We start from the raw sequence: 13,446 nt of genomic DNA, 5'->3' as shown, positions 1-13,446 counted from the left end.
CAAAAAAAATAAAAAAATAAAAAAATCACAAAAATAATCACAAAAAAAAGCCCAACGCCACATGTCACCCGAAGGCCCCTTGTAGGTTGGACTTCAGTCCAACAGGTTAAATGAAATTTAACCTCGTCAACAGCACATTAACCATGGCTGTCGACGTTATTACTCTTGGTTATTCATTATACAAATCTTATAGCTCAGATCAGGTGCCGCAATAGGTATGATAAGAGTTATCGCCATCAACAGGTGCATCTTGATAGTGTTTAGTATCAGTAATTTCTGTATAAGGTTGTCGCAATACCGCCAAAAATTTATCTAGCGCCGTTAAATCACCAGTTTCTTGGCAAGACGCTAACAGCGCTTCAACATGATGATTTCTTGGAATAACAACCGGATTAGTGCTTACCATTAACCTGTGTGCAGCAGCTTTAAATGGCTCAATTCGAGCATACCAGCGAGGTAACCATTCATTAAGCATATCGGCTAGTGACTGTTCAATTTCACTTTTGTTCAGTGCCTTAGTTAAAGCGGTGAAGGTTTGCGTGTAATCTAACTTTTGTTTTTGCATAATGGCCAGTAAATCATTAATCAACTGGGCGTCACCTTGCTCTGGTTCATCAATGCCAATTTTAGCCGCCATCATAGTCAAGTAACCTTGCTGAATATCTTGATGAAATTGCGCTAATAAAGGCTCTATTTTCGCTACTGCATCATCTTCATCGCTAGCCACTAAGGGTAATAAAGTTTCGGCTAGTCGTGTCATATTCCACTGAATAATGCCTATTTGTTTACCAAAAGCATAACGACCATTTCGATCAATTGAACTAAAAACAGTGTCTAAATCATAAGCATTCATCATGGCACACGGGCCGTAATCTATGGTTTCTCCTGAAATAGTCATATTGTCGGTATTCATCACGCCATGAATAAAACCCACCCTTAACCATGAAAGTACTAAAGGTATTTGCTTTGACAACACAGCAGAGAAAAATTTAAGCACTTGTTCGCTACTAATATCATCAGCCGTTGTTTCATCATCAGGGCTTGAAGTTGTTGCTACCTTCTGTTCAACCAGCAACTCTGGGAAATGTCGATTAATGGCATAATTTGTCAACTTTTTAAGCGAGTCAGTATCGTTACGCGCCGAAAAATATTGAAAAGTACCCACTCTGATATGGCTTGTCGCGACACGGGTAACAACAGCGCCATCATAAGGTCGTTCGCGATATACATTTTCACCGGTAGTAACCACAGCTAAACAACGCGTAGTTGGCACACCAAGCGCAAACATAGCTTCACTCATCATATATTCGCGCAGCGCTGGGCCAAGCGCACAACGACCATCACCTTGACGTGAAAAAGAACTAACGCCTGAGCCTTTAAGCTGAATATCCCAGCGTTGCCCCTCGGTATCAGCAATGTCACCTAATAAATGTGCACGACCATCACCAAGATGCGGATTAAAGTTACCAAACTGATGCCCAGAATACGCTTGTGAAACCGGCTTGCTTCCTTCAATTAATTGATTACCTGAGAAGTATTGTGCGATAAGTTCAGCATCATCTTTTTGACTAAAAGGGATAGTTAAGGTTTTTGCTAAAGTTTCGTTCCACAATAATAATGAGGGCGCAGCCACAGGTGCAGGAAATGTTTGCTCTGAAAAGCTAGTGCCAAGTGCTTGGTAGTTATTAGACAGGTTTATAGTCATTTATCTCTCTGGGTAAAATTTTTATTCAATGGGTTGATAACAATTAACGATGCTAATTCACTATCAAACTTACTGTAAATTAACTGTAAATTCACTATGCCATCCATACTAATTATAAGCAATAATGGCGCACTGATTGGAGCGCTTTGTTTGCACCGATGGATAAGACCATCGTTCAACATTTACCGCAATGTTGGTATCTTCTCACATGCTTGTGGCAAAAAAACATCAGGATGTCTTAATGTGCGGGAGTCGCTTTATTATAATACCTATAACGATACTGAACAATTAATCTACATGGACTGAAATACCAATACTGAGTCTATCTCGGTCAGCTATTATATTGAAACGTTTAAGATGTTTTTTATTTAATAAAAACTTTAATTTTATTCTCTTTTTTATTTATTTTTCAGGTGCTTAGTTCCACTTTGCTGCCTTGTTATTTTTTATAACTGAGACACAAAAAAATCATCTCCGTGGGTCACAACTGGCTACACGTTTATTTATAACGATAGAAAAAACGATGATACCCAATGTTACACAACAACAGATAAAACTGGGTTGAACGCTTGATTTATATAAACAAAAAAAGAGCGAAAAGTTACACAGTATAATACGATGAACCAGCCCAGTATTTTGTGGCACTATGATGAAACATAGCCGCTATAACTAGCCTTTGAAGAACCACAATCTATTCTGTACACCTCCATGTACACGCTTTTATTTAGTGCGGATTAAACAAGAGATAAATGAACTAATTTGAGCTGGATCGTGCTGTTTTTAATAGGGTGTGGGTGCTATTGCTTGTTTTTTTAGTTCGGTTTAGACCGGTGATTTGCAAAAATGGCCTCCTCGGCGGGGTTAAAAGCCAATAAAGCCACCTATTTTCCACATTGGGTGGTATTATAGCGGGTAGTCCTACATTTATGCCTTCAAACTAATTAGTAATTGATTTTTCATCTGTATATTAATTTTATTGATATCTAACTTAAGGCACCTTGAGTTAAATCTAGGGATTATTATAACTCTCTGCGCTTTTGCTTTACTAACTCAACAGGATAAAAATGACAATTTCTATATTAATTTGTGATGATTCGAATGTGGCACGAAAACAACTCCAAAGAATACTTCCTGAAGGTTGGGCCGCAAACTCACAAATCGTAAAAAACGGCCAAGAAGCACTTGATGTGCTTCGTACTGAGAAAATAGATCTTTTATTTCTAGATTTAACCATGCCAGTATTAGATGGTTTTAGCGTATTAAAAATAATGCAAGCTGAAGCTATGGTTATTAATACAATTGTTATTTCTGCAGATATTCAAGACGAAGCGAAAAAAATAGTTGAGGCCGCCGGAGCATTAGATTTTATTAGAAAACCTATCTCTGCAAACACATTAATAGAAGTTTTGAAAAAGCATAAATTACTATGAAAAATAGTTTCAATTTTACTGAAGATCAACGAGACTATTTGCAAGAAATTTGTAACATAGGCATGGGGCAGGCAGGCAAATCACTTTCTGTTTTATTTGAGCAATATGTTACTTTATCTGTGCCTTCGATTGAAATTTTTTCAGCGAAAAACTTAATTACGACATTAAAAAGATTGATACCCGCGGAACAAATATCGGTGGTCCGTCAGGGTTTTTATACTCATGTAGTAGATCCTAATATTTGTGGTGAGTCCATTACCATATTCAGCAACACCGACGTCGATCAGCTGGCACAATTAATTGATTTAGATGAGGAAGTAACATTTGAAGTTGAGCAGGAAATATTGCTTGAAATTTCAAATATTATCAATGGTGCTTGTTTGTCAGGTATTGCGGAACAAATATCAGAACGTTTTTTTAATACGCCGCCATCGATAATGGGGCAATCCATCATAATAGAGAATTTACTCAATAAAGATCACTTGATATGGGATCATGCGCTTTCTATAAAAATACAATACAGTGTTGAGCAGCATTCATTTCAGTGCGACTTATTGCTTTTGATGCCAGATTCTTCGGTTGAATACTTACAAAATGTTTTAAACCGGCTTATTGATGAGTTGTAAATATTATGACTAATAAATTTTCTTACACTAATAATGTTATTGACTGCGTTGATACTGGCGTTTTTGTTGTAGATAAGCATTGCACTGTACATCTGTGGAATGACTATATGGCTATTCGTTGTCAGTTCACCTCTGATGATATTGTTGATTTAAATCTCTTTGATTGTTTTCCTAACTTACCTCAAAAATGGTTTGAAAGAAAAATTAAAAGTGTGCTCATTTTGAAGAGCCCGTCTTATTCTGGCTGGGAACAAAGAGCTTACTTATTTAAGTTTCCACATGGCCGCTCTGTAACCGGTGGTGTTGATTTTATGTATCAAAATTGCTGTTTTACGCCCATATTTGGCCAAGATAATAATGTTGAGTATGTTTGCGTTACCATTAAAGATGTGACCGATATCGCAATAGCCACCATGAAACTCAAAGATACCGTTATGGAATTAAAGCGTATCAACAGTATTGATGGTTTAACACAACTGTATAACCGATCTCATTGGGAAAAATGTTTCCGAAATGAAGTCAGTCGAGTTAACAGATATGAACACCAAGTTTCTCTTATTATGTTTGATATGGACTTTTTTAAAAAAATCAACGATCAGTACGGCCATTTATGTGGTGATGAAGTACTGAGGCAAGTGGCGATACGCTGTACTGAATCATTACGTTTAAGTGATGTTATAGGGCGTTATGGCGGTGAAGAATTCTGTGTGTTTTTACCTGGTACCGATTTAACTGGTGCAGCCTATATAGCAGAAAAGCTGAGGCATATTATTTCCGACACACCTGTTTATTATAACTCAATAGCCGTTTCTATATCGGCCAGTATTGGTTTTACCTGCTCTCGTTCATCAAACAATAATTACGAAACACTTATTCATGAAGCAGACACCGCTTTATATGCGGCAAAAAACAGTGGGCGTTCTCAATGTGTTAGCTTTTTTGATTGCGATGTTTAAGTTAGCCACAAAAACTAACGGCTAACCTTATTATTCGTCTAACAGATTAAAACTGTTAGCCGTTCTTCTTGATATATAAGTATATAAGGTAACGCACTAAAGCATAGCTCGCTAACCTTTACTCTAATTCGTCATACAGCGCGCTCTATATTCAAAGGTTTTTCCTGTACTTATGGCGGGCAGTAAGAGGTAAGTATTAAAAAACAGCTTAAAATTTTCTTTGCTGGTGTTTTTTAATACTTTCTTGATTACTGACTGCTTTATCAAAAATATAAATCCTCATTTATCTCTTTCTTAATTTACTATACCCTACAGCAAGTAAGCACCTAAAATAAAAAGGATTTTCATGAATACCACCGGTATCTACGAGCAGTTAATTACGCAATTAGTTGAACAAAACTTAGATAGAGAAACTTTCCATGTTGGTGAGCGGTTATTAGAGACTGGCGAAGCAGCTACTTGGTTATCTCGTTTCTTAACCCGCTTGATTGAAATTGCTATGGACTCAGTGCCCAATGGCGAGTCTAGAATTCATGAACAAATAAATCTCGCCAATACTATTGTTCAGTGGCTTAGCACACACATTAAAGATGAAGCCTTAATCACTGATAATTTACTTGATAGCCAAGGCAAAATTCTTACCGCGTTATTTGATAAATCAAACCCCATTGCTGCTGATCTGCCCAAATACGTAGTCGCGATTATGCCGATAACCGGACTCACGCAGAGTGAGTTGTTTTGCGGCAGTAACGTTGGTGTTTCACTAGAGACTGAAATTAAAAGAGAGATCCAATCGTCAGATAAAATTTATTGGCTGGTTTCCTTTATCAAATGGACTGGCATTCGAATATTTAAAAATGAATTAGAGTCTTTCGCCCGAAGTGGTAAACAATTAAAAATAATCACCACCTCATACATGGGTGCTACCGATGCAAAAGCGGTAGAGTTTTTAGCCTCATTACCCAACACTGAAGTTAAGCTTAGTTACAATACTAACCGCGAACGCCTGCATGCAAAATCGTATTTATTCATGCGTAATACCGGCTTTCATACCGGTTATATTGGCTCGTCTAATTTATCGCATTCGGCCTTAACCAGTGGCTTAGAATGGAACCTTAAAATTACCTCACAAGAAATACCGCATATCATTGAAAAATCGCTCAGCACCTTTGAAACCTATTGGGAATCACCTGATTTTGAACACTTTGATGGCAAAGCAGCAAGCCGTGAAAAATTAACTAACGCCCTACAAGAAGCAAAAGGCACGTTCAATAATGCAACGCCGAGTTTTTATTTTGATATCAAACCACACTCGCATCAGCAAACCATATTAGAAAAATTACAGGTTGAGCGAAACTTGCATAATCGTTACCGTAACTTAGTGGTTGCGGCAACAGGCACAGGTAAAACCATTATTTCTGCTTTTGACTTTGCCCGTTTCTATACTAAAAACCCCGAAGCAAAGTTTTTGTTTATTGCCCACAGAGAAGAAATACTAAAGCAGGCATTGGGTGCCTATCGTGGCGTATTAAAAAATAGTGCTTTTGGTGAGTTGTGGGTTGGTAATAATAAACCAAGCAAATATCAGCACCTCTTTGCCTCTATTCAATCGTTAAATAATCAGCTTAACAGTCAAACGGAACAGTTAGCCTTAAGTGAAGATTACTTTGATTACATTGTTATTGATGAAGTTCATCATATTTCAGCGAGTAGTTATCGCACGGTATTAAAGCACTTTAGTCCACAAATACTCTTGGGATTAACGGCAACCCCCGAGCGCCATGATGGTACTGATATTCTCAGTGATTTTTGTAACGTTATTGCCGCAGAAATACGATTACCTGAAGCGATAAATCAACGCCATCTTTCACCCTTTCAATACTTTGGTATAGATGATGATACCGACTTAACTAAAATTTCGTGGTCTAAAGGCCGTTATGATATTGCCGAATTAACTCATCTTTATACCTATAACGACCAAAGGGTTTTGCGCATTATACAAAGCTTGCAAGAGGTAGTTACCGACATATCACAAATGCGCGCCCTCGCCTTTTGCGTCAGTAAAGAACACGCAAAATTTATGGCGCAAAAATTCACCCTGCATAAGATTGCTTGTGGTGTATTAACCAGTGATAACAGTAGTGAACGTGAGCACCAGCAGCAACAACTTAAATCAAAGAAAATAAATGTATTATTTGTCGTTGATATATTTAATGAGGGTGTCGATATTCCAGAACTAGATACCTTGCTATTTTTACGCCCAACCGAAAGCTTAACTATTTTTCTACAGCAATTTGGTCGAGGTTTGCGCTTAACTGAAAATAAAGAATGTTGCACTATTCTAGATTTTGTCGGTAATTCACGGCCAGAATACGACTTTTCTAGCAAATTTAGAGCATTAGTAGGGAAAACCAATCAGGCCATTGGCAAAGAAGTGAAGCAAGGCTTCCCTCACCTGCCCTTAGGTTGCCGCATTGAATTGCAAGAAAAGACGCAAGCCATGATCTTGAAAAACATCAGCCAAGCGTCACTAAACAGAAATAGGCTATTCAGCTTAATAATAAGTTTCCAGCATGATACAAAATTACCGTTAACACTAACTAACTTTTTACATCTTAACGATAGCATTACCTTAGAAGATATTTACAAGATCAAAATTGGCACATTTGGCGGTTGGTCAGTATTAGTTGCTGCAAGCAAGAACAACGAAATAGCACTAGAGAATAAAGCACTTTATGCGGCTTATTATCGAGCTATTAATAATAGATTATTAAACTGTTCATCAATTTCGTATTTACGTTTTATTAAAGCGCTTTGCAATAACGATTTTTCAATACCAGGATTAAATAGTGATCACACAGAGACAAACGCCCAACAGCACCAACAACAGTTTGCCTTAATGTGTCACTACGATTTTTGGAATAAAACAGGTAAACAACTTGGCTTTAATGATTTATCAGAAAGCTTGCTAGCACTGAGAAACACAACACTGCTTAGCGAACTAGCTGAAGTTATTTCAATACTGATTGAACGACTTGATGTCAGAGAGTTTACTATGCCAAAAGTTAACAATATGGTAGTCGATTCATCACCACTTAACATGCATGTTCGCTACCCGAAAGAACATATTCTTGTGGCGTTTGGTGATAGTACCTTTACTAAAAAGTCATCGAGTCAAGAAGGTGTGTTAAATATTGCTGACGCTAATACCCAGCTGTTATTCGTTACCTTGAATAAATGTGAAAAACAATTTTCAGCCACCACCATGTACCATGATTACGCCATTAGCCCGACTTTGTTTCACTGGCAAACTCAGAACAGCGCACGACCCAATTCAGGCCGAGGTTTAGGTTACATCCAACAGAAAGAAGCGAAGAAGATCATCCTGTTATTTGTCCGTGAACAAGGCAAAGATGAAAATGGTAGAACCATGGGTTTTGTCAATTTTGGCCCAGTAGATTTTGTTAAATATGAAGGCAGTCAGCCAATGAATATTACGTGGAAGTTAAAACATCCCATGCCAGCGTATTTGTGGCATGAAACGGCTAAGTTGGCGGTTGGCTGATTTATTTAATATCATTAAAAAGTTGCCATTATTCTGGAGCTCTTATTATTAGATAGATGCCCTGCTAATGGAGCGTAGATGTTCATACATAATGGGATTAGTATTTAAAACATTCACTTTTGCCACAAAGCTGACATTAGCTTTTAAATACACTTAACACTTCGGATTAGGTTTTGTATCGATAACGCCCATTTAAGGGACTGATAATAGTTTTCTAAAATGAGTACCGAAACCGATAAAACTATTAGCAGTCCCGCTTTAAATTATTGTTAGGTGCTGCTAATTACACAATGTTCCTTTGATACTTGTAAACATCGGGTGCATTCCCTCTAAATGAACCCACCTTTTTTTACCATTACCCCATAAAATATACTCGCGCTCCAGATCTGTTGGATCGTATAAAGTGCCACAAATTAATATTGGCTCTCGAAGAAAGTTATATATTTTAGTACTACTTAATTTAAAACTAAAATCACTACCGTAAATGGCTTTTAAAGGAGCAGAAGCCTCGTAAATTTTATACGCGATATACCCACTAAATGAAATTGATATTATTAGAATAATGAGAATAAACTTCTTCACTGTAATTGCATCCAGCCTCGTTAAGAGGCAAATAATTATTGGTTAAAATAAGCGACGATGGAGCAAAAGCCAACTATTTTTCACAGTCCCGCTTGAAATTCTTGTTATAACTCAATTCAGCTCAAGTCTCAAAAAGCTATTCCACTCATCAATTGCATTGTCTGCAGCTTGTTCATGTTTTCTTACTGCATTATTTTGCTCATCGACAAAATCTTGGATGCACCTTTTATAGCGTTGAACATCATTATTAAAACTATCAACTTGATATTGTTCAGTGAATTCATATGGTTTGTAGGGTTTTGAGCATAATGGGCTTGGAGTAAACATATCAGCCAAAACAGGTAATGAAAAAATAAGTATAAAAAGACTTATCAAGATTGATTTTTTATTCGATTTCACGATTGACCTCTATTTTGAGTTATAACGAGCTTGTAGAATAACTCGTTTATTATGAATCCCCCCTAAAAATAGGGGTACCAAATACATTACCTATATCGAGTAAATCGTCTACAGCGCGATACAGGAACACAAAAATTTAGTGATTTTGGCTGAATTAGTTATTCTACAGCCTCAACGCTTCATTAAGAGGCAAAAAATAGTTGGTTAAAATAAGCGACGCAGGAGCAAAACCAACTGTTTTTTGTCCTGCTTTAATGACTTATAGGCTTTTATTCTGATTTGTTAGCAAGTTTTTGCAGGTTTTCGTGAATTTTAAATAAAACAATGAGTAGTTCACACCAAATTCTTGAGCCAATAGCACCGAAAATAATGATGCCTAACCCAACTAAAAAACCACCACCATATTGAGTGAACATTGATCCCAAACCTGATACTAAACAGCCTAGAAGCATAAGCCAATAAATAAAGGTGATAATTTTAGGGGTTAACATTGAATCGAAAACAAAAATATCTTTCACGGGTAAATCCTTTTGAAATAACTCCTATATGAATATACGCTAGACTAGCGGAGTTTTAGAAAGCCTAGCGCTCTGTTAACCGTAAATTTACAGTTTGCTATAATGCGCAAAGCGCGAGCCAACTGTAAATTTTCCGCTTGAACAGCTTATAGTTTCACTTTAACTTAGAAAAAATAAACAGCTGATACAGAAAGTTTATCAACATTGTCTGCTTTGCTATAACCAACACCAGCTGAGAATTGTTCGGTAAAGTTATATAATGCAGAGACAGAAAAAGCAGTTTCTGTTTCATCAGCAATATCCACATATTGAATAGATCCGCTTAACTCAACCTTTGCAGAAAGCATTGAACGAACGCCGACTGTTAAGCCATAACCATTGTCACTCATACTTTCTGAATTTCCTTGATATGATGCTTCAACCTCAACATCTTCGTATGAAACCACACCGAAAAAGTCAGAATTTTGAGAAATAGCATAGCGATAACCTAGGCCGATAGATAATGTATTGAAGTCGAGATCTACATTTGATCCGAACACATTAATATCATCTGAAGCGTTTCCATAACTACCTACTACAAAAAAATCATCTCCGAGTAACTTACTACCAGAAATACCGAAACCTGTTAACTTATCTCCTTCAACATCAACAGATTGATAAGAAATAGATGCGCTATCCCAACGAGGTGACTCTGCTGCTTGTACTGAACCAAAAGATAACAATAAGGCTGATACTAATACTAATTTTTTCATTTTAAACTCCATGCCCAGTTTAGATTATCGCTAGAGTCGTGGGCTACGAAACTAACGCCGCAATAGCGGCTAAGTAATAGTTGGCTAAAATGTGTAGCGAAACGCAGCCAACTATTGCGTGTCCGTTTGATTGTCTTGTTAGCAGCGTTCTAGCTAATCACCGTTTGTTTTTGGGTTGCGTTTAACACGCCATTTATCAAACCCATTCTGGACTTAAATATCTGATTTTTCTACATAAAAACCAGACAACAATATAATAACTTAATGAGTAGCAACAATAATATTGAAAATATATCCCTCAACGTCACCTATATAAAAAGCAGTACTCCAACAACCACCATAGGTAACATTAAATTAACATAAACACCTAATGATTTCAATGTGTTATAAACTACCAATGCTAAATAACATGTATATTAGGGTGTGTTACTAAGACGTATTAATAACACACCTCAAAAAATCATACTGACTTCCATATAAAAGGGCATTACATCGTTTACGGTAGTAGTTAATTCATTAAAAAATATAAGGTAATATTTTTAGCTGTAGTGTCAGCAATGCACCGAAGAGACATGCTAGTTAAAGAATAAATGAGGACAGAGTAAATTGAAACATTCACCACTCTCTCAATTGCTGCATCTCTTTCAAGCGCCCTCGTTGCATCATCAAGGCTTCAAACAAATCATCTACTGACGAGTTATCTGAACTTAATCCCGGCAAGGCAATATTAGCCTCAGCGAAAAAACGTTTCTGAATCTGATCTTCTGGTTCTAGCCAAGCAACTTGCCACCAATGTTGAATTCTTTCTTTAGCCGCTTTTAATTTCTGCTCGGTTGGCAATCTATCGTTTTTTTGATTGTTCACTTGGCTATCGGTTGGCAGTAAATTCCATAAATCGTTATTCGGCCAGCGAGCAAAAGGCATGCTGTGATCAATATCGTATTTTTGTTTTAATGATTTAGCCGACCACACGCAGTGTATTTTTTCGTCTTTTGGCAATACGTTTTGTATGAGTTCAAAACGTTTACGTACCTCAACAGTGGTGCGTTTAGGTTCTTCCCAATTTAGCGCTTGGGCTAATTTATATTGATTTTCAGGCGCTTTATATTGTGCATTACCGGCATAACTTGCCATGGTTTTTACCCATTCATTAACTAGTACAGGTTCAATCCAACAGGCGTAGCGATTAAACGCTAACCAAGTTGATTCAGGCAGTGAAAACTCGCCCCACTGTTCAAGGGTTTGTAAATCAAGAAATATGCTGTCTTTGGCTTTTACGGTTTTGCTGGCCACTTCAAATACGGTGTTATCACTATTGGTCTCTCTATTAGCTTCTCTATTAGGGAAGGTGATATAACGACATGGCATCGTTTTAATATTACTGACTGCCGCAGAAAGTGTTTTATGTAGAGCGATAGCATCGTCACCGGTAAATAGATTGCCAATACGATAATCTGACGCGCTGCGATGGGTTAATTTCTGCCAGCCATTCGCTTTCATAAACCCCATGTTGGGGTTTTTATTCGGTGTTTGAAATATATTGTGACTATCAATTAAGTCTTTGTACTGATGACACCAATACAGCGCGACTAAGCCTACCGGTAAAATAACACGATCGCCAAATGGTGAGGGCTCTCGCCTTAGCACGGCGCCTGCATGACCATCAGCAATTCTTAATAAAACTCTAAGTAACGCCAGTTTATGGGTGGCAGATTTACCATCGTTTAGTGCGACATGGCGAATAAAAGGAAAAGCACCTGTGCCATCGTCTGGCATTTGCAATACTAGGGTTTGCCATGAAACGTGATCACGGCCGAGTTTGTCTGATTCTTTTTGTGTTTCTAGTTTAGTAAATAGCCCAACATCGCTCGCGAGTTGTTTAAGTTCGTCAACACACACGGTATGCATTTTACGTTCATTGCGATCCTCAATGGTTTGCCCGTGCCTGAGAGAAATAACCAGTTTGCCTCCGGGTTTAAGTAAATTAGCTAATTTACGTATTGAGCGAGCACGATCACTTACCGGGATATGCATCCAAACCGCGCTTAATAGAATTAAATCAAAGCTGACTTCTTGCTTGGTGATAACGCTTAATGCGGGTAATGAATCTGTCAGCCACTTTACGTTTAGCCCTGTGGTTTGCCGTGCACCAAGTTCAGCCAATAGGTTGGCAGGTTCAACAGCCACTATTTGAACCTTGTTTTCTGTGCCGTGAGTTTGTGCGGCAAGTTGCGCTATATGTTTAGCATCACGACCAGAGCCTGCGCCAATATCAAGAATACGCGCATGAGCATTTTTTATAACGGATGGCAAAAGTTGCGACCAGCTTTGATGTACCTCATCAAATGATTTTGACAGGTATTGCTGGGCTAGCTTATTGGCATTTTCATTATAAAATTGAGGAGGCAAGCGCGGGTTCCTTTCGCGTAGGTATTTTTATTGTTCCATTGTGACACAAAGCTTATCCACATTGTTGTTTTCTATCAATGCATTACAAATTAATACAATTATATATCTTCATGTAAATTAGAGAGTAAATTCAAAAAATCATCTAGTTCAGATTCATTGGGTGAGTGTTAGTTATTACCATAAATGGCCATAATTATTGCAATCATATCCATTAGCGCGGTACCGGCCTTTCGGTAGTTGTTTGGATCTTTGGCTAAAATACTCTGTGCTACCCAATGCCGCATCCATCAAAAGTAATATTGAAGTGCTTTTTAACCAAGTTTTCACTTAAGGTATTAGCCTTCTTGGGCGTATTTTTAACCCATTTATATGAAGTACTTCTGTAATTATCATAGGTAGTTATTTTATATTTTGTGTCAACAATGCTTTCAAACCAATGCTGAACTAATGTTATCAACGTAAATTACGCTTTATCCTTATTTTTATTTTTATTTTTATTTTTAT

The 13,446-nt window shown here is 37.4% G+C and carries 9 protein-coding genes; 4 read left to right on the top strand and 5 right to left on the bottom strand.

Translation table 11 applies throughout. The features are described 5' to 3' along the window. Nucleotides 1-199: 199 nt before the first annotated feature. On the bottom strand, nucleotides 200-1,705 hold the full coding sequence (locus H4J61_RS00180) for a YdiU family protein (protein WP_182182624.1): 1,506 nt from the start codon (nucleotides 1,703-1,705) through the stop codon (nucleotides 200-202). 1,064 nt (nucleotides 1,706-2,769) lie between these two features. Here H4J61_RS00180 and H4J61_RS00175 point away from each other — a divergent pair. From H4J61_RS00175 to H4J61_RS00160, 4 genes are all read left to right on the top strand, one after another. After that, nucleotides 2,770-3,135 carry a response regulator gene (locus H4J61_RS00175; protein WP_182136348.1) on the top strand — a complete coding sequence of 122 codons (366 nt, stop codon included), beginning with the start codon at nucleotides 2,770-2,772 and terminating at the stop codon, nucleotides 3,133-3,135. Continuing rightward, nucleotides 3,132-3,761 (top strand): hypothetical protein, encoded by a 630-nt coding sequence (locus H4J61_RS00170; RefSeq protein ID WP_182182623.1) that lies wholly within the window; start codon nucleotides 3,132-3,134, stop codon nucleotides 3,759-3,761. Before H4J61_RS00175 ends, H4J61_RS00170 begins: the two co-directional genes overlap by 4 nt. Before the next feature lie 5 nt (nucleotides 3,762-3,766). Then, complete coding sequence (locus tag H4J61_RS00165; protein ID WP_182182622.1) at nucleotides 3,767-4,717, top strand: GGDEF domain-containing protein; 951 nt, start codon at nucleotides 3,767-3,769, stop codon at nucleotides 4,715-4,717. Nucleotides 4,718-5,063: 346 nt separating this feature from the next. Next, complete coding sequence (locus H4J61_RS00160) at nucleotides 5,064-8,282, top strand: DUF3427 domain-containing protein (RefSeq protein ID WP_182182621.1); 3,219 nt, start codon at nucleotides 5,064-5,066, stop codon at nucleotides 8,280-8,282. A 693-nt stretch (nucleotides 8,283-8,975) separates the two neighbouring features. On the opposite strand, the gene H4J61_RS00155 is transcribed toward H4J61_RS00160, so the two are convergent. The 4 genes from H4J61_RS00155 to H4J61_RS00140 all read right to left on the bottom strand — a co-directional run bounded on the left by H4J61_RS00155 (nucleotide 8,976) and on the right by H4J61_RS00140 (nucleotide 12,942). After that, nucleotides 8,976-9,263, bottom strand: coding sequence for a hypothetical protein (locus tag H4J61_RS00155; protein WP_182182620.1), 288 nt, complete (start codon nucleotides 9,261-9,263; stop codon nucleotides 8,976-8,978). Nucleotides 9,264-9,532: 269 nt separating this feature from the next. After that, on the bottom strand, nucleotides 9,533-9,781 hold the full coding sequence (locus H4J61_RS00150; protein ID WP_182182619.1) for a DUF4282 domain-containing protein: 249 nt from the start codon (nucleotides 9,779-9,781) through the stop codon (nucleotides 9,533-9,535). Between the two features lie 164 nt (nucleotides 9,782-9,945). Beyond that, nucleotides 9,946-10,533, bottom strand: a complete 588-nt coding sequence (locus H4J61_RS00145; RefSeq protein WP_182182618.1) for a porin family protein — start codon at nucleotides 10,531-10,533, stop codon at nucleotides 9,946-9,948. Nucleotides 10,534-11,148: 615 nt separating this feature from the next. Next, nucleotides 11,149-12,942, bottom strand: a complete 1,794-nt coding sequence (locus H4J61_RS00140; protein WP_182182617.1) for a methyltransferase domain-containing protein — start codon at nucleotides 12,940-12,942, stop codon at nucleotides 11,149-11,151. Between the last annotated feature and the right edge of the window lie 504 nt (nucleotides 12,943-13,446).

The organism is Colwellia sp. MB3u-4, from assembly GCF_014077065.1.
Taxonomy (GTDB): domain Bacteria; phylum Pseudomonadota; class Gammaproteobacteria; order Enterobacterales; family Alteromonadaceae; genus Cognaticolwellia.
This window is presented reverse-complemented; position numbering and strand designations above follow the sequence as displayed.

Excerpts from the sequence above, each read along its gene's own strand:
- H4J61_RS00170 (WP_182182623.1), top strand. The coding sequence starts at position 3,132 with ATGAAAAATAGTTTCAATTTTACTGAAGATCAACGAGACTATTTGCAA.
- H4J61_RS00175 (WP_182136348.1), top strand. The coding sequence starts at position 2,770 with ATGACAATTTCTATATTAATTTGTGATGATTCGAATGTGGCACGAAAA.
- H4J61_RS00180 (WP_182182624.1), bottom strand. The coding sequence starts at position 1,705 with ATGACTATAAACCTGTCTAATAACTACCAAGCACTTGGCACTAGCTTT.
- H4J61_RS00145 (WP_182182618.1), bottom strand. The coding sequence starts at position 10,533 with ATGAAAAAATTAGTATTAGTATCAGCCTTATTGTTATCTTTTGGTTCA.
- H4J61_RS00165 (WP_182182622.1), top strand. The coding sequence starts at position 3,767 with ATGACTAATAAATTTTCTTACACTAATAATGTTATTGACTGCGTTGAT.
- H4J61_RS00160 (WP_182182621.1), top strand. The coding sequence starts at position 5,064 with ATGAATACCACCGGTATCTACGAGCAGTTAATTACGCAATTAGTTGAA.